This is a genomic window from Fibrobacter sp., from assembly GCF_045601785.1.
Taxonomy (GTDB): domain Bacteria; phylum Fibrobacterota; class Fibrobacteria; order Fibrobacterales; family Fibrobacteraceae; genus Fibrobacter.
The window spans coordinates 15,798-32,296 of sequence record NZ_JAZSAF010000028.1; the positions used below are offsets into that span (position 1 = coordinate 15,798).

Annotated in this window: 15 protein-coding genes; 5 read left to right on the forward strand and 10 right to left on the reverse strand. The window is 52.4% G+C overall.

Annotated elements, in window-relative coordinates:
• Positions 1–2 precede the first annotated feature (2 nt).
• The 3 genes from ACKI61_RS04545 (at position 3) to ACKI61_RS04555 (ending at position 3,764) form a co-directional block, all read left to right on the forward strand.
• Entirely contained in the window at positions 3–1,472 is a 1,470-nt protein-coding gene (locus ACKI61_RS04545) for a BamA/TamA family outer membrane protein (protein ID WP_407456592.1), read from the forward strand.
• Positions 1,473–1,549: 77 nt separating this feature from the next.
• A complete protein-coding gene (purB, locus tag ACKI61_RS04550; RefSeq protein WP_088639884.1) occupies positions 1,550–2,992 on the forward strand; it encodes an adenylosuccinate lyase in 1,443 nt (480 codons plus the stop codon).
• A 193-nt stretch (positions 2,993–3,185) separates the two neighbouring features.
• The gene (locus ACKI61_RS04555; protein WP_407456593.1) at positions 3,186–3,764 is read left to right on the forward strand and encodes a fibrobacter succinogenes major paralogous domain-containing protein; all 579 of its coding nucleotides are present in this window, start codon (positions 3,186–3,188) and stop codon (positions 3,762–3,764) included.
• Between the two features lie 18 nt (positions 3,765–3,782).
• Here ACKI61_RS04555 and ACKI61_RS04560 read toward each other — a convergent pair whose 3' ends face one another.
• The 6 genes from ACKI61_RS04560 to ACKI61_RS04585 form a co-directional block, all read right to left on the reverse strand.
• Positions 3,783–4,319, reverse strand: coding sequence for a phosphatidylglycerophosphatase A (locus ACKI61_RS04560; protein WP_407456594.1), 537 nt, complete (start codon positions 4,317–4,319; stop codon positions 3,783–3,785).
• Between the two features lie 78 nt (positions 4,320–4,397).
• Positions 4,398–4,604 carry a hypothetical protein gene (locus tag ACKI61_RS04565; protein WP_407456595.1) on the reverse strand — a complete coding sequence of 69 codons (207 nt, stop codon included), beginning with the start codon at positions 4,602–4,604 and terminating at the stop codon, positions 4,398–4,400.
• A gap of 165 nt (positions 4,605–4,769) precedes the next feature.
• Positions 4,770–6,485, reverse strand: a complete 1,716-nt coding sequence (locus ACKI61_RS04570; protein WP_407456604.1) for an EAL domain-containing protein — start codon at positions 6,483–6,485, stop codon at positions 4,770–4,772.
• 146 nt (positions 6,486–6,631) lie between these two features.
• A complete protein-coding gene (locus tag ACKI61_RS04575) occupies positions 6,632–7,168 on the reverse strand; it encodes a TIGR01440 family protein (protein ID WP_407456605.1) in 537 nt (178 codons plus the stop codon).
• Between the two features lie 206 nt (positions 7,169–7,374).
• Complete coding sequence (guaA, locus tag ACKI61_RS04580; RefSeq protein ID WP_407456596.1) at positions 7,375–9,210, reverse strand: glutamine-hydrolyzing GMP synthase; 1,836 nt, start codon at positions 9,208–9,210, stop codon at positions 7,375–7,377.
• A gap of 20 nt (positions 9,211–9,230) precedes the next feature.
• Positions 9,231–10,697 carry a leucyl aminopeptidase family protein gene (locus ACKI61_RS04585; protein ID WP_407456597.1) on the reverse strand — a complete coding sequence of 489 codons (1,467 nt, stop codon included), beginning with the start codon at positions 10,695–10,697 and terminating at the stop codon, positions 9,231–9,233.
• Positions 10,698–10,890: 193 nt separating this feature from the next.
• Between ACKI61_RS04585 and ACKI61_RS04590 the strand changes: the two genes are divergently transcribed.
• Positions 10,891–12,009, forward strand: a complete 1,119-nt coding sequence (locus tag ACKI61_RS04590; protein ID WP_407456598.1) for an outer membrane beta-barrel protein — start codon at positions 10,891–10,893, stop codon at positions 12,007–12,009.
• Positions 12,010–12,012: 3 nt separating this feature from the next.
• On the forward strand, positions 12,013–12,993 hold the full coding sequence (locus ACKI61_RS04595; RefSeq protein WP_407456599.1) for a calcium/sodium antiporter: 981 nt from the start codon (positions 12,013–12,015) through the stop codon (positions 12,991–12,993).
• 121 nt (positions 12,994–13,114) lie between these two features.
• Here the strand turns inward: ACKI61_RS04595 and ACKI61_RS04600 are convergent, their stop codons facing one another.
• From ACKI61_RS04600 to ACKI61_RS04615, 4 genes are all read right to left on the reverse strand, one after another.
• A complete protein-coding gene (locus tag ACKI61_RS04600; protein WP_407456600.1) occupies positions 13,115–14,359 on the reverse strand; it encodes a nucleoside recognition domain-containing protein in 1,245 nt (414 codons plus the stop codon).
• A gap of 83 nt (positions 14,360–14,442) precedes the next feature.
• On the reverse strand, positions 14,443–14,658 hold the full coding sequence (locus ACKI61_RS04605; RefSeq protein WP_407456601.1) for a hypothetical protein: 216 nt from the start codon (positions 14,656–14,658) through the stop codon (positions 14,443–14,445).
• Positions 14,659–14,673: 15 nt separating this feature from the next.
• Positions 14,674–16,011 (reverse strand): hypothetical protein, encoded by a 1,338-nt coding sequence (locus ACKI61_RS04610; RefSeq protein WP_407456602.1) that lies wholly within the window; start codon positions 16,009–16,011, stop codon positions 14,674–14,676.
• Positions 16,012–16,204: 193 nt separating this feature from the next.
• Positions 16,205–16,499 (reverse strand): aminoacyl--tRNA ligase-related protein (locus tag ACKI61_RS04615; RefSeq protein WP_407456603.1); only part of this gene is annotated, 295 nt, incomplete at its 5' end.

A 16,499-nucleotide genomic window follows, 5' to 3' on the forward strand; every position in this document is an offset into this window, starting at 1 on the left:
GTATGTTTACAAGGAATTCAAGATTCCTGTTCATTTGCTTGTTAGTCTCGTTTTTCATTTTGGGACGGCAACCATTGTATGCAGAAGAACAGGCGGAGGTGTCCGACGACGATGGGTCGTTCAGGATGTCCATGCTGTGGACTTGGCCCTTTGAGCATATCTTTCAGCCGGCCTTGAACGGGCTAGTCTTTCCGATTGCGGCTCCGGTCGATTACGTAATCAAGAACGGCATTGCGGACAAGTCGGTGCAGCTGATTTCCTTTGGTGAAAACCACAAAATTATGGTGTATCCGAGTTTCAATTTCAAGCCGGGTGCAAGAACGATGGTGGGGGCGAACTACCGCCATCGAAGCATGCTTTTGGAAAAGGATTACTTTGTTCTGCAAGCCGAATATTACGCCAATGGCGATATGGGACTGACTACCCGATATACGAAGCACGCCCTGTTTGGAACCCGTTTTTTCGGTGGCTTTAGGTACGACATAGACCTCGATCGCGACTACCGTTTCACAATTCCCGAAACGAAAAAGAATTTTTTGCAGCCTGATTCCAGCATGGCATTTACCTGGCGTCTTGGTGCGCCCATTACCAATACGGCGAACTGGAATGCCGAAATCTGGACGCAGCTTTTCCTTAAGCGCTCTAGCGCTCCGGATGTCGATGATTCGGTGCTGTATAGTGATGATTTCATTATCAAGGATAGGGGCCTTTACCAGCATGTAACTGAAGTTCCAGTGGGAATCACCTTTGTGTACGACAATTTGGACTACCCGTATGCCCCGTCGCGTGGAAATCGTGTCGTGCTCGACTATTCTTATACCTTTGTCGGAAAGTACGATGGTGTCCGCTATGATGATTTAGGAATAGTTTCGCCTTCCGACGATGATCCTTGGATTCGCGATGGCGGTAAGAATCATGACTACATGACGACGCAGTTTATTTTCCAACATTATTTTATGTTGGGACATTCTAAGAACTATGTACTGTCGGCTACGGAAGCTCGCGCGAATCGGCGCTTTTATACGGACTTCTCATGGGATGAGGTGATGCGAGTCTGGAGGCCAGAACAGGTGATGAGCACCTTGTTTGAACGCCGCGTGATTGCGATGCAGTACCGTATGGTGAATCTGTGGGAGATAGAAGATGGTGGGGCGCCACACGATGCGTTTATCAACTTGAATGCGCGGGCCCCGTTGCGTGGATACGCTGACAAGTGGGTGACCCATCACCTGATGTCGTTGAGCTTGGAATACCGCTGGCCAGTTGACCGCTTTGTCGATGGCGTGCTTTTTAACGAATATGCCATGATCGCACCCAAAATCGACAAGTGGAGCTTTGACCATTATTACAATTCCTGGGGCTTTGGAATCAGAGTGCGTCAGCCGAACCTTTACCTGTTTCGCTTTCAGATCGGATTTCATGGACTTCACGGGGTGAACCTGGTTCTGACGATTGCACCGGAATTCAAGTAAATTTGAGATAAGAAATACTCATTGCACATCACACATTTTTTATCTTTAGCTTGTAAAATTTCAACAAGGATAAAAACATGCGCGATCAGTTCGAAAGCCCGCTTATCAAGCGTTACGCTAGCAAGGAAATGAGTTTCATCTTCAGCCCGCAGTACAAGTTCCAGACTTGGCGGAGGCTTTGGATTTACCTCGCCGAATCCGAAATGGAACTCGGCCTTCCGATTACGCAGGAGCAGGTGGACGAACTGAAGGCCCACGAGAAGGACATCAACTTCGAAGTCGCCGAAGAAGAAGAAAAGCGCCGCCGTCACGATGTGATGAGCCACGTTTACGCTTACGGTGTCCAGTGCCCCAAGGCGAAGGGCATCATCCACCTCGGTGCAACGTCTGCCTTTGTGGGCGACAACACCGACCTTATCCAGATGCAGCAGGCGATGATTCTCGTGCGCAAGCGCCTTTGCCGCGTGATGGACAAGCTTTCCAAGTTTGCGATGGAATACAAGGACATGGCCCAGCTCGGTGCCACGCATTTCCAGGCGGCCCAGCTTACGACGGTTGGCAAGCGCGCTTGCCTCTGGCTCCAGGACATGCTCATCGACCTCGAAGAACTCAACTTCCTCATCGAAGTGCTTCCGTTCCGCGGCGTGAAGGGCACGACCGGTACGCAGGCCAGCTTCATGGACCTGTTCAACGGCGACGAAGAAAAGATTATGGAACTCGACCGCCGCGTGACCGCCAAGGCGGGCTTCAAGCGCGTGCTCACCATCACCGGTCAGACTTACACTCGTAAATGGGATAACCGCGTGAACCAGGTGCTCAGCTCCATCGCTCAGAGTTTGCACAAGTTCGCTACCGACATGCGCCTCATGCAGGGGGTGAAGGAAGTGGAAGAACCCTTCGAAAAGACTCAAATCGGCTCCAGCGCCATGGCTTACAAGCGTAACCCCATGCGCAGCGAACGCATTTGCTCTCTCGCTCGTTTCGTGATGGCCCAGGTGAACAGCACCGCTTTCACGCAGGCGACGCAGTGGTTCGAACGCACCCTTGATGACAGCGCCAACAAGCGCCTCGCCATTCCGGAAGCGTTCCTCGCCATGGATGCCATGCTCATCATCGCCGAGAACGTTACCAACGGCCTCGTGGTTTATCCGAAGGTTATCGAAAAGCGCATCATGGCCGAACTCCCGTTCATGGCTACCGAAAACATCATCATGGAAGGCGTCAAGAACGGCGGCGACCGCCAGGAACTCCACGAAGAAATCCGCGTGATGTCCATGGAAGCGGGCAAGGTCGTCAAGGAACAGGGCAAGGACAACGACTTGCTCGAACGCGTGCTGAAGAACGAAAAGTTCCAGAAGCTCGGCATCACCGAAGAAAAGCTCAAGGAAATCCTCGACCTCCGCAAGTTCGTGGGTCGCGCTCCGGGACAGGTTGTCAAATTCGTGACCGAAGAAGTTCGCCCGGCAATTGAAGCTATCCCTGCGTGGGATTCCATTGATGCGGGAGAGTTGAAGGTTTAATTGAAACCGTCATTGCGAGCCCCGTAAAGGGGCGCGGCAATAGTGTGCCAAATGAGTGTCGTATTTGCAAAATAATTTGCAAATATGACCGAATGCAGCCACGGACGGCGAAGCCGTCCATCTCATTCCGACATTGTCACCCCGGACTAGGTCCGGGGTCTCCTTTTACCTACAATTTTTCTATTTTCGCCTTATGCTTTTTTTGAAGAAATTTTTTGCTTTCTTGTCCCTTGCGCTCGCTTGCGCCTGTTTCGCTTTGCCGCAGACGGGAACATTCCGCGATGCTCGCGACGGACACACCTACAGGACTGTTGTTATCGGGACTCGCGTCTGGATGGCCGAAAACCTTGCGTTTAACGTGAATGGGAGCGCCTGCTACGACAACAATCCAGAGAATTGCGCAAAGTACGGCCGCCTCTATAATTTTGAGATGGCAAAGAAGGCATGTCCTACGGGCTGGCACCTGCCAGAAAACGACGAATGGAAACGTTTCCGCACGGTCATCGAAGACAGTGACGGCAAGGAGGCCGCCTGGGTGAGCCTCAAGTCGCGGGACAAGTGGGACGGCTCCGACCGTTACGGGTTTGATGTAGTACCTGCTGGCAAGGCAACCGACGAATTTGTGGAACTAGGAGTGTCCGCCCATTTCTGGAGCGCCACCAGCGAGGACGGCGACGCTTACGGCTGGCATTTGGCCCCTCCGGGCGATTTCTCCATGGAATTCGACGTGAGCAGCAACATGTATTCCGTGCGCTGCCTCAAGAATTACTAGAAAGCAAAACCTTCTAGTTTAAATCTCGTATGCAAGGGCGAAAAATACCCATACGAATGTATAGGCAAACGAAATCGGAATCATCAGGAGTCCCGCATAGATTCCGCCTAAAAGGTCGTCGGCCATGACGCCCCATGCACTGGGGAATTTCTCGAAGCGGTGGATGCCGAGCGGCTTCAAAATGTCGAAAAAGCGGAAGAGCCCAAAACCGATAAGCAGCAGGGGCGCTGCAAAAACAATTCCCATGCTGCTGATTAGGCCGGGATTGATGAATGCGAACGTCATGAAGATTCCGCACACCTCGTCAATCACGATCCAGCCGGGGTCTTCGGTACCCGTGTCCTTCATCGCCTTGTTCACGAAGGGGATTGCCCCGAAGAACACGGCGATTGCTGCAAATAAAAAGAATAGGCGGAACCATATGGTTTCGCCGAGAAGGTTTTCGGCAACAAGGGCCATGGGGTAGGCGAGAATAGTAGCAGCCAAACTTCCCATGGTGCCAGGGGCTTTGGGCGACATGCCCGAGCCAAAGAAGGTTGTTACGAGAGTAGACAAGAAATCGGTGCCCCGCCACTCGTGGGGCACTCGTTTTTTGCCATATTTTTCTTTGAGTTCCTCGCGGTTCACGAGTACTTAGTTGTCCTCATATTCGGAACTGCCCCAGCCGTCGAGGTCGCCCGCTGCACGGCCAAGAGTTGCACCGCCGAGAATCTCGTCGATACCCTTGTCTTCGGAGTCGTCTTCTTCTTCGTCAAAGATGGAAGTTTCTTCCAGTTCAAGGTCGTCGTTCGGAATGATCGGATCGTCATCCAAAGTGTTTTTGCTCTTCTTTCCTGCCATATTTTCTCCTGTTAAAAAGGCGTTTCGTATTCTTTATCGCTATATTATAAATTTTTTGTCAAAAAAGGAAATTTTTTTTAAAAAAAAGTGAAAAAAAACACGATTTTTGTCATTTTCGCGTTTTTTTAGGCCGATATATGAAGGATTTGCCTTAAAGGGCCTTCTTCAGAGAAGTTTGATGACGAACGCGTAGGCGACTTTGTTGTCCATTCGGCTCAAAAATCGTGCTCTGCTTAGGAGCTCTACGTTACCGAAATTTTCATGGAATTCAATCGTTTTGTGGTGTCTCTCTGAATAGAGGAGGGCTGCGTATCGTTTTGAAGCCAAATCAGAAGGCCCGTGCTTGTACAATTGTTCAAGCACTTCGTCTGGGGTGCCGGCGCCAAACAAGTTGATGATGTCCTTGAAGGCGCTGTTGACGAAAATGAACCTGTATTTACGATTTTTTCCTTCAACAATGGCGATTGGAATTTCGCTTGCAATTTCAAGTTTGCGCTCGCGTAACGGAGTGTTTTCCAAGAAATTGAGACGTCCGATTCCGTCGTAATACAGTCTTTCCTTTGGCGTTTCATTTGTAGTGAAACCGCAAAGATCTGTTCGCTTAGTGTGGAAATCTTCAACGGGCAGAGGCTTGCTGAAGTAATATCCCTGGATTAGTTCACACCCGATTTGCTTGAGGTATTCGTACTGTTCCAAGGTCTCGACGCCTTCGGCTAGGGTATGGATGCCGAGTTTTTTCGCCATGTCCACAATGGAGGCTATGATGACCTTGGACTTCGGGGTCTTGTCAAAGTTCCTCAGGAAGTTCATGTCAATCTTCAGGAAGTCGAAATCGTAGGTCTGCAGGTTGTTGAAGGAACTGTAGCCGGAACCGAAATCGTCGATCCATACCTGGTAGCCGTCGGCCCTGAAGGCGCTGATGACTTCGCCCAGGTTGCTCAAGTCCGAAGCAAAAGCACTTTCGGTCACTTCAAGGACGATGTATTCCTTAGGAACGTCGTATTTGGCGACAGCGCTGTCCACGACCTTCTTGATGTCGCTCAGTTCAAAGTCAAGCCTGGATAGGTTTACCGAAATGGGCTGGTAGGCATACCCGCTGTCGATATCGTCCCGCAGGTCCTTGCAGACCTGTTCGATGATGTAGGCATCGAGCTTGTGGATCAGGTGGACCTTTTCGAGCACTTCGATAAAGATGAGGGGTGAAATCATGCCTCGGTTGGGATCGATCCATCGGGCTAGCGCCTCGTAGCCGCAAACCTTCTTGTTCAGTGAACGGTAAATCGGCTGGTAGAACACCTTGAAGTATCCCTTTTCGAAGGCTTCTTCAAAGTGTTCCAGTACATATTGTTTCTGTTCGTGTTTCTTGCGGAGTTCTTCGTCAAAGACGGCGTATTCCCTGTTAAAGATGCCATGGACTTCGCGACAGGCGATGGATGCTCGGTCCATCATGACAATGGGTTGTTGTGGGGTGCCGTCGGCGATATAGATGCCCGCCTTAATTTGGTTGCGGAGCCCCCCTTCGTAGGTCGACATGGCCTTGTTCAAAAGTTTGATTCTAAGGGCGATTTCTTCGACAGAGAGATTGAGACTGATGACCACTAGGTGGTCTGCTCCTGCACGTAAGACTTTTTCGCCTTCAAAAAGTTTTTGGAGCTCATCTCTGAACTTGCAGAGGTATTTGTTTCCGCCTTGGTAAGAGAATCTTTGGTTAATGGTCTTGAAACTCATCACGTTAAAGAATGTGATGGTCGACCTCTCAAGAGGGTAAAATTTTGGATCTTTTTGGGTTTGAGCAAAAAACCATGCAACAAAACTGAGACCGGTAATCGGGTCTTCTTTTTCGAAAATTGATGCGCTTGGCCCCGCTTCTACGGGGTGCATCTTGTTCGGATTGCTTATTGACACAATCTATTGCTCCAGATACTTATTCCAATTTAACTAAAGTAAACGAAAAAAGGGACTTTCCCTTGAAAAAAGTCCCTACTTATTACGATTTTCTTACTCCAATTTGGAATATTCTTTTTTTTTTAGAATTTCGGGTAGCCGTCCTTGAGGCTTTCGTCATAGTGTGCGCGCTCCCCGCCGATAAATTTTGGGCGTGTGCGTGCCGCAATCAAAATTGCCTTGCCGATATGCGTCTGCTGCATGTGTACAGGGACGGCGACTTCTTTCAGGTGCATGCCGATGAGCGTTCCGCCGATATCGAGGCCTGCGTCTGCCTTGATATGCTCGATGGCGACCGGATGCTCGAACGCTTGGTAACAGGCGGTGGCGAACGAGCCTCCGGCCTTGGGCTGCGGCACTACGTTCACGATTTCGGCATTGGGGACTGCCGCGTGCTCGACGATGATGGCTCGGTTCAAGTGCTCGCAGCACTGCGCCGCGATGTAGATGCCGAGCGGCTTGAATACGGAGGAGAGTCCTTCGAAAATGGCCTTGCCGACTTCGGGCACCGAATGGCTCCCGATATCGTTTCCGAGCGTAGAGCTCGTGCTGCAACCGATAACTACAATCTGGCCCGCCGTGAGGCGAGCCTTTTCCACAAGTTCCTTAGCGGCGTTCATCGCGTCGTTACGAATCTGTTCGACAACGTTCTTGTCGTCTATTTCGTATGTAATGCCTGCCAACTTTTTACTGCCTACCGTCTACTGTCTACTTCCTACTGCGGCGAAGCCGCCTTACTGACGCTTACGCCTACGGCTTCAGCGTCTGCTTGTTCGCCTCGGTCATAAAAATGAGCAAGCTCATTTTTGCGACACTCGGCTCCGCGCTACTCCCACTCAATAGTGCCAGGCGGCTTGTGGGTCACGTCGTACCACAGGCTGCCGGCACCTTCTGCTTCGAACTTGCGCCAGAGTCCGGCCAGCATTCCCTGGTCGATTTCGGCGAAGTTTGCCGTCATGGCCTCGGTGGAGTTCACCGGGCGCATCACGATGCAAGGCTTGTTAGCCGTGCGGAGCGGAACGAGTACGACCGGCATCTGCCAGATCTTTTCGTACAGGTCGTTTGCCTGCAGGAATTCAGTGCAGATGTTGTCGAACTTGCGGAGCGTATCGAAGTTTTCGCGAGTGGCGAACTGTTCGACGAGCTTCGGGTCTTCATCGGCAACGCTACCGATCTGGTAAATTACGCGGTTGATGGCCTTGAAGCGGTTGGCAAGTTCGGTCGAGAACTTTTCGCAATCTTTCCAGCTTAGGCCCGGTGTGGTGATGAGGAATGGCTGCGCGTAGGTACGGCCGTCGCCCTGCACGCCCACGCTCTTGATGGGGAGCAGGCGGCCCGCGATGTTGTTTGCCTTCAGGTAGTCGGCGAGGGACTGACCGGCGGTATCCTTCACGTCTTCAAACTTCACCATATCGTCGGTGAGCTTGCCTTCGCTGCAGAGCAGGCGAACGCCGAGGCCCGGACCCGGGAACGGGTGACGCCACACGAGGTTGTGCGGAATGCCGAGTTCTTCGCCGAGAGCACGGACTTCGTCCTTGTACAGGTCGGCGAGGGGTTCGAGCACGAGGCCCTTTTCCATGAGGTCCAAGACTTCCTGCACGCGGTTGTGGTGCGTCTTGATTTTGTCGGCGTTCTTGGTGCCACCGCTTTCGATGGTGTCGGGGTAGATGGTGCCCTGGGCCATCATCCACTGGTTCGGATCGAGGTTGAGCTTCGCCATTTCCTCGTCCTTCACCGTCAAGAATTCCTTACCGATAATGCCGCGCTTGGTTTCCGGCGCAGTCACGCCCTTGAGCTTCGCGAGGAAGTGTTCGCTGGCGTCGCGGACCTTCAGGTTGTTCATTCCCTCGGCCTTCAAGAATTCCATAATCTTCTGGGATTCGCCGAGGCGCATCATGCCATTATCCACATGCAGGCCCAACACTTTTTCGGGGCCCAGCACGCGGTTCAAGAGCACGAATGCAACGGTGGAGTCCACGCCGCCACTCACGAGCAAGAAGACCTTGCGGTCCTTGACCTGTTCCTTGATGCGTTCCGTGATGAGCGGCAGGTAGCTCTTCATGTTCCAGGTCTTCTTTGCGCCCGTGAAGTCCACGAAGTTTTCCAGCAACTTCATGCCGAACTTGCTGTGGGTGACTTCGGGGTGGAACTGGATGCCGAAAATCTGGCGCTCGGGCTTGTCGCTGTCAAAAGCGACGGCCGCGATTTCGCAGTCCTTGGTGCTGGCCACAATCTTGTAGCCGACCGGGAGCTTCGTGACCTGGTCGCCGTGGCTCATCCACATGGGGCTGGCCTTCGGGAGGCCCTTCAGAAGTGGGCACTTTTCGTCGCCCACGATAAGGTCGGCGATGCCGTATTCCTTCACCTTGCCCGGTTCCACGTGACCGCCCAACTGCTGGGCGATGAGCTGGTGTCCGTAGCAGATGCCGAGCTTGGGCACCGGGAGGTCCAGAATTTCAGGATTGTATTCCGGGGCGTCGGCCGCATACACGCTGCTGGGGCCGCCGCTGTAGATGATTCCCTTCACGCCTTCGAGCTCGCTGATGGGAGCGGCGGGGGAGTGGATTTCGGTAAACACGCCCAGGCGGCGTACGCGGTTAGCAATCAGGTGGGCGTACTGCCCGCCAAAGTCCAAAACTGCAATAGTATCGACGTTTTTCATACAGTCTCAAAGATAGAAATTTACTCGGCTGCGCTCATTTCGCGGGCAAGTTGAATCAGTGTCTGCACGCCGAATCCAGTCGCGCCGTATTCGGTGTATTTCCACTTCTTGTCGACGAATGCGGTGCCTGCAATATCCCAGTGCGTCCAGGCGGTGTTTTCGGGCACGAATTCCTGGAGGAAGAGTGCTGCAGAAATGGCACCTGCGTCGCTGCCGGTATTCTTGAGGTCGGCAAAGTGATCCTTGAGCGCATCGGCGTATTCTTCTTCGAGAGGCATGCTCCAGAACTTTTCGCAGCAGGCTTCGCCGCAGTTGATCACCTTGAGGCCAAGGTCGTCATCGTTGCTGAAGAATCCCGTGACGGCATAGCCGAGGGCACGGACCATGGCGCCCGTAAGGGTAGCGAGGTCCACGATGTGCGTTGCCCCGATAAGGCCCGCTTCGGCAAGTCCGTCGCTTAAGACCAGACGGCCTTCGGCGTCGGTGTTGTCGACCATGACGGTCTTGCCGTTCTTGGCAGTAAAGATGTCGCCCGGCAGCACGGACTTATTGCCAATAGCATTTTCGGCGAGACAGCAGACGGCGCTCACGCGAATCGGGAGTTTGAGTGTTGCAATGGCCTGAATTGCGGCGAGCGCGGTCGCGGCACCACTCATGTCGCTAATCATTTCGGGCATGGATTTAGGCGGTTTCAGGCAGAGGCCGCCGGTATCGAAGGTGAGACCTTTGCCGACAATCACCAAGTGGTCCTTGGAGGTGCGCTTGCTGGGCTTGTATTCAAGCGTAATCATGTGCGGCTCGTGCGAGCTGCCCTTGCCGACGGTCACGTGGCCCATGAAGCCTTCCTTTTCGAGCTGCTTCATGTTACGAACCTTGATGCTTAAGCCTTCGGTGTACTTGGCGACGGTCTTTGCGCGTTCCACGAATTCGGCGGGGTAGAGGTCGGATGCACTTGTGTTGATCAAGTTCTTGGCAAGCGTAATGGCCTTCTGTTCTACGGCCACGTCTTCGGCAATCTTCTTGAATTCCTTGATGTGTTCGCCGGCGACGATTTCGTAGGTCACCTGGAAGTTCGGCTTTTGCTTGCTCTTGTAAGCGTCGAACTTGTAGTCAGCGTAATGCAGGCCGTGCAAAATGGCCTTGAACTGTTCATCAGCCGCGTCGGCCAGGAACAGGCTCACGCAGGGAATCTGCTTCTTCATTGCCTTCTTGGCGAGGCGGTAGGCGGCCATACGCAGGTGGTCGAGGGCGGAAAGACCGCGCTCCTTGGCGGCGTCTACAAAGAAGGTGTTGCAGCCGTCGATTTCGAGATATTCCAAATCCTCGAAGGGGCCTTCCTTCATGCCCTTCAGAATGGTTTCGACCTGTTCTTCGCCTTCGGGGGAGAGAACGGTGGAAAATTGGATGGACTGCTTGACAAAAAAGAGGGCGTAAGCCTTGTTGTCAGTATTTTTGAGATTTTCAGAAGAAACGATATTTAGATTCATGCCTTAAATGTAGTAAATATAGGCAGTAGGAAGTAGACAGTAGGAAGTAGGCGGTAGGAAGTTGGTTGGCTTATGCTTCGGGTTATAGGTGGCGCTTGGTACCTATTTATTGCCAGCTCGTCGCATTTTTGGGGAATCCTTTTGCAATTTACTCAAAAAAATGCTATAATGAAGTTGAAAAATGGAGGTTCTTATGAATCACAAACTTACTGGATTTATTACTGTTCTTGCCCTTTCGGCGATGTCTTTTGCGCAGGCTCCTGCCGCCGCAGCACCCGCTGCTGCCCCTGCCGCAGAACCTGTGTCTGCCCCTGTCGCAGCTCCGGCCGAACAGAGCGCTCCTGCCGCAACCGAACAGGCTGCATCCGCTCCCGAAACCGCCGCTGCTCCCGAAGCTGCTCCCGCCCCGGCTGAAACTGCACCTGTTGCCGAACCTGCTCCCGCCGCAGAAAATGCACCTGTCGCCGTCCGTGGTGCTGATGCATCCGCTCCTGCCGCTGAACCGGTTTCCGCTCCTGTTGAAGAGCCTGCCGTAACGGTTGCTCCCAAGGCTGTCCGCGGTGCAGATCAGCAGTCTTCTGACGAAGCGGTGCAGCGCTTCCGCGATGCTCGCAACACCGTCTATTACGAAACGGTCTATACGGGTGAAGATGGAGTGCCTGTGCGCACAGTCTATGTCGCCCAGCGCGACGCCAAGGATACTGTTACCATGGACAAGCTCATGGGGCTTTATCCGATGAAGTTTAAAATAGGTGCTCGTGGTTCCGTCGGTGCCTACCAGCTAGCTGGCAGCGAATGGGATAGCGACCATTACGATGGCATGGTCTGGAGGGCGGGTATCATGTCGCTTATCCCGTTGAACGAATATACCATGGGAATCAAGCTTGGCGTACTTTACGAACAGGCAAAGGCGAGTGAATCGTACTATGTGAACGGAGTGCCGACATCGTTCAAGTTCTCCCAAAAGAAGATCGACATCCCGGTATTGTTCACCTTCAAGGCGTCCACATCAAGAATTTTCTTCGATTTGGGTGTGGAAATGTCTGTTCCGCTGTACGACAAGCTGCGCATCTCCTATACGGACAAGGACGACAAGAAACATTCTAGCCGTATCGACATGATGGATGATTACCGCAATTCTATTGACTGGGCCTTTGCCTTTGGCTTCTCCATTATGGCTAACCAGTATGTGTCGCTTGACATTGCTGCCAATCTTGGCATGTCCGATCTCTATGATGGTCACATGAAGTACATGAACATGGGACTTGACGCTTCGTCCTTCAATGTTGGTCTCACGGTCTATCCGTTCTAGTCTATGATACTTGCTATTGTTGCTGTAATTGTTGGCTTGGCCGTTCTCGTCTGGAGTGCGGACAAATTTGTGGATGGTGCCGTAGGTGTTGCTGAATTCTGCGGCATGTCCACGCTCCTTATTGGTATGGTTATTGTTGGTTTCGGAACCTCTGCTCCGGAGCTTACGGTGTCTGCGATTTCTGCGGCGCAGGGAAATCCTGAGCTTGCGCTTGGAAACGCTTATGGAAGCAATATTGCAAACATTGCGCTGATTTTGGGGGCGACCGCACTGATTTCTCCAATCTTGATGCAGCGTTCCGTGCTTCGCGGGGATTTGCCGATTCTGCTCGCGGTATCCGTTCTTTCGATTATTCTCGTATGGGATGGAAGCGTCGCTCGTTGGAACGGCATTCTGTTGCTTGCTGTTTTTGCAGCCGCAATGGCTTACAGCATTCATCGCGAACTGAAAAAAGCCAAGTTGGAAAAATCCGAAAGCCTGTCGGGGAATGCTGATTCTGCCGAACCGAAAAAGGTGTCTCTCGGAAAATCTGTCTTTTGGCTAGTTCTTGGTCTTGTGTTGCTTGTCGTGAGTTCTCGAGCCCTTGTCTGGGGTGCTGTTGAAATTGCCCGTACGCTTGGCGTGAGCGACCTTCTGATTGGCTTGACGATTGTCGCTATTGGAACATCTCTCCCGGAATTGGCTAGCTCTATTGCCGCTGCCCGTAAAGGCGAAAACGACATTGCTCTGGGCAACATCATCGGTTCGAACTTGTTCAATACGCTTGCTGTGGTTGGCCTTGCGGCGATTGTTTCGCCGATGGATGCAATTGAAAAGGCTGTCACTTATCGCGACATGCCCTTGATGATTGCTTTGACCGTTGCCTTGATTGTGCTTGGCTTTAGGCGTAAAGGCGATGGCCGCTTGAACCGTATTGCCGGCGCCGTTCTTTTAGCCGTCTATATCGGTTACCTAGCTCTGCTTATCGTGCAAGCAACAAAATAATTGTGAATAAAAAAAATGTCATCCTGAACTAGATGTTTCGCTCAGGGTGACTTATGATTCTATTAGAAATAATTCTGAAATCTGAATTCCGAATTTTGAAATCCGAATTCCGAAATCCGAATTAGTTAGGCGGGAAGAACAGGTAGGCGATTGCGATTGCTGCAATCACTCCGGCGGCATCTGCAATCAAGGCGCATGTAACGGCGTGGCGAGTCTTCTTTACTCCTACGGAACCGAAGTACACCGCGATAATGTAGAAGGTCGTATCGGCGGCTCCCTGAAACATGCAGCTCAGACGGCCTGCGAAACTGTCAGGGCCTAGAGTCTTCATGGCGTCGATCATCATGCCGCGGGCACCGCTACCGCTCAAGGGTTTCATGATGGCAGTGGGGAGGGCGGGAACGATATCGTTACCCACTCCGCAGAGTCCAAGAATCCAGGAAACGCCGTTCAGCAACAAGTCCATGGCACCGCTTGCGCGGAATACGGCGACACCCACGAGGATAGCGACTAGGTTCGGAATGATCATCACGGCGGTATGGAAACCGTCCTTGGCGCCTTCCACGAAGGCTTCATAGGCCTGAATCTTTTTGTACACGGCTAGGCCCAAGAAGGCGACAATGATTCCGAACAGAGCAATCCCGCTAATCAGGAGGCTTGTGGTGCCGATGGCTTCTGCCGTCAGGTGGCTGAAGTAGACCATAATCGAAATAACGCAAGCCGAAAGTCCGCCGAGCCAGGCGACCGTTACCGGGTCCTTGAGCTTGACCTTCTGGAAAAAGCTCAGGGCGACAATGCCTGCAATAGTGCTGAAGAACGTAGAAAGCAAAAGCGGCAGAAAGACGTCGCTTGGGTTGGCTGCCCCCATCTGCGCGCGGTAGGTCATGATGCTTACTGGAATCAGCGTAAGGCCGCTTGCGTTCAGCACCAGGAACATGATTTGCGAGTTGCTTGCGACGGTTTTGTCTTCGTTCGGGTTGATTTCTTGCAGCTGCTTCATGGCCTGGAGGCCCATCGGGGTGGCCGCGTTGTCGAGCCCGAGCATGTTGGCGCTAATGTTCATGAGCATGGTGCCGATCACCGGGTGGTTCTTCGGAATCTCAGGGAAAAGCCTGCTGAACAACGGCGAGACAATTTTGGCGAGAATCTGGACTGCGCCGGCCTTCTCGCCAATCTTCATGATGCCAAGCCAAAGCGACAGGATGCCAGTGAGACCGATAGCAATTTCAAATGCGGTCTTGGACATGTCGAACGCCCCGAGAATAGCCTTGTTGAAGATGCCAGAATCGCCAAAGACGAGCCACTGGACCATGCAGGCGACAAACGCCCCGAAAAAGAAAACGAGCCAAATGATGTTTAATACCATGGCAAAAAAATAGTAAAATAAAAAATGGCTCCTGGATTTTTCCAGGAGTCCATTTCCACAAACGATTTGATTACTTCTTTCGACTAGTAGTCATATTCGTAGTCTTCGTCGTCGTAGCTGCTCGACTTGTCGCCGCTAAGTTCGTCGAGGAGTTCTTCCATGCCGCTGCTGGGTTCGTTACCGGCGGGGTTGCTGACACTCTTATCGGCGATACGGGGACCGTTTGGATTTCCTTCTGCGGAGCAACCCAAGAGCGCGATTACGCTTGCGATCAAAGCAATTTTGATAATCTTATTCATTCTTTTATCCTCCGGTTAGAAAGAAAGGGTTGCGCTGAAGTTTCCGACGAGGCCTTCCCATGCTGCAGTGGTCAGGTCTTCGGCGACGGATGCTTCAACAGAAAGGTTCTTGTACTGGAAACGAGCACCGGCTGTCGCCATAGTAGAGTTGGTTCTCATGCCTATGATGGAAACATCTGTGGTCACCTTGGCGTTCGGCGTGTCGTAGTTGGTTGTGTACTCGTCGCTTGCGTAAGAGAACACTTCCCAGTTGAATGCTGCACCACCGAAGATAATCCAGCTTTCGGAGACGTTCATTTCAGCAAAGATGTTCGGGCTGGTGTACAGACCCAAGATGCTGTAGCTATCCTTCCTCTTGGCGCCCTTGTTGTCGAGTTCGTCGAAGAACACGAGCGGGAGTCTGGTGTTCAAACCGAGGAACACACGGGATTCAGCATTGGAAAGAACCGGGAGACCGAAGTTGAAGAACGGCTGGATGAGCGTGTTTGCTGTGATGCCGGTGCGTTCGGTTGTTTCCTTGGCGCCGTTGGCACCGAAGTCAACATCCTTAGTGAAGTCCTTGTGACGAACCACAGATGCACCTGCGGCCCATGCAAATGTGCTACCAGACGGGCTGTTGGAGAAAGCGAGATCGCCTCCCAGATCCCAGTAATCTTCGTCGTGTTCCACATCGCCACTTTCGGTGTCGGTTTCGAGAGCGTAGGTGTTCCAGTAGGCGTTGACGGTGAGGTCGATGCCACCGAGCGGAGCTGCGAAGGTTGCACCGATGTAGTCATTCGGGCGCGTGACGGAGATATCGCCTTCGGCCTTGTTGTTGTCGCTCTTGCGTTCAGCGGAACCCCACTTCTTGTCGAGAGCGAAATCGAGAGTTACACCGAAGGATTTGGTGGCAATACCTGCAGTCACCATGCTGAGACCGCCTACGCTACGGTCAAAGGCGAGCAAGTAGGTCATGCTGCCCGAACCGAGTGCGAGAACGCCGTACTTGTCGGTGGGTTCTACATAGAAAAGCTTGCTGCCGGCCATCTTGTAAGGCGAGGCCATGTTGTCGCGGACAGTAGAAGCGGCGGCCTGGTTGGCGACGGTGTTGTAGGCACGACCGTGAAGAACATCGAGACCCTTAGCCTGTTCAGCAGGAGCGGCCGATTCTTCGGTCTTTGCAACCGGGGCTTCATCTTCTTCTTCAACTACAGCCGGAGCTGCAGGCGCAGGTGCCGGTTCAGGTTCAGAGGCTTCTTCCTGCGTGCTTTCTGCGGCTGCGGCCGGAGCTTCTTCGTATTCGTCGTCGTAATCTTGAGCGACGGCGGCAGAAATGGCGAGCGCCGAAACAATCGAGACTAGTTTGATGTTCATTTAATTCTCCTTACGAGAGAGGTGTTTTAAGTTTTTAAGAAAAAGATAACAAAATCTTTCAGGATATTCAAGCCGAAAAGCGATATTTTGTTATAAAAAAACAAGCAAGGTTTTTAAACCTTGCATGCAAGGCAAGCAAAGCTTGCCGAAGCTTGGGAGGGTCTTAGGGAGGGCAAAACCCTCCCAAGTCTCATTATTTTTTAGGTTCGATCTTCTCTAGCCCATTCATATACGGCCTTAGCACTTCAGGGATCAACAGCGAGCCGTCCTTCTGCTGGTAGTTGTCGCAGATGCCCACCATCACGCGCGGGGTGGCGAGGCCGGAACCGTTCAGCGTGTGCACGAAGGTGTTCTTGCCGTTAATCTTCGTCTTGATGTTGGCGCGGCGTGCCTGGTAGTCTTCGAAGTTAGAGCAGGAGCTGACTTCGAGCCACTTCTTTTCCACCGGGGCGTAGACTTCGAGGTCATAGCACTTGGCGGCACCGAAA

What these genes read in the sequence shown, in the direction of transcription:
- ACKI61_RS04600 (WP_407456600.1), bottom strand. Translation starts at nt 14,359, where the DNA reads ATGGTATTAAACATCATTTGGCTCGTTTTCTTTTTCGGGGCGTTTGTC.
- ACKI61_RS04595 (WP_407456599.1), top strand. Translation starts at nt 12,013, where the DNA reads ATGATACTTGCTATTGTTGCTGTAATTGTTGGCTTGGCCGTTCTCGTC.
- ACKI61_RS04555 (WP_407456593.1), top strand. Translation starts at nt 3,186, where the DNA reads ATGCTTTTTTTGAAGAAATTTTTTGCTTTCTTGTCCCTTGCGCTCGCT.
- purB (WP_088639884.1), top strand. Translation starts at nt 1,550, where the DNA reads ATGCGCGATCAGTTCGAAAGCCCGCTTATCAAGCGTTACGCTAGCAAG.
- ACKI61_RS04575 (WP_407456605.1), bottom strand. Translation starts at nt 7,168, where the DNA reads ATGAACGCCGCTAAGGAACTTGTGGAAAAGGCTCGCCTCACGGCGGGC.
- ACKI61_RS04545 (WP_407456592.1), top strand. Translation starts at nt 3, where the DNA reads ATGTTTACAAGGAATTCAAGATTCCTGTTCATTTGCTTGTTAGTCTCG.
- ACKI61_RS04585 (WP_407456597.1), bottom strand. Translation starts at nt 10,697, where the DNA reads ATGAATCTAAATATCGTTTCTTCTGAAAATCTCAAAAATACTGACAAC.
- ACKI61_RS04590 (WP_407456598.1), top strand. Translation starts at nt 10,891, where the DNA reads ATGAATCACAAACTTACTGGATTTATTACTGTTCTTGCCCTTTCGGCG.
- ACKI61_RS04610 (WP_407456602.1), bottom strand. Translation starts at nt 16,011, where the DNA reads ATGAACATCAAACTAGTCTCGATTGTTTCGGCGCTCGCCATTTCTGCC.
- ACKI61_RS04605 (WP_407456601.1), bottom strand. Translation starts at nt 14,658, where the DNA reads ATGAATAAGATTATCAAAATTGCTTTGATCGCAAGCGTAATCGCGCTC.
- guaA (WP_407456596.1), bottom strand. Translation starts at nt 9,210, where the DNA reads ATGAAAAACGTCGATACTATTGCAGTTTTGGACTTTGGCGGGCAGTAC.
- ACKI61_RS04565 (WP_407456595.1), bottom strand. Translation starts at nt 4,604, where the DNA reads ATGGCAGGAAAGAAGAGCAAAAACACTTTGGATGACGATCCGATCATT.
- ACKI61_RS04570 (WP_407456604.1), bottom strand. Translation starts at nt 6,485, where the DNA reads ATGCACCCCGTAGAAGCGGGGCCAAGCGCATCAATTTTCGAAAAAGAA.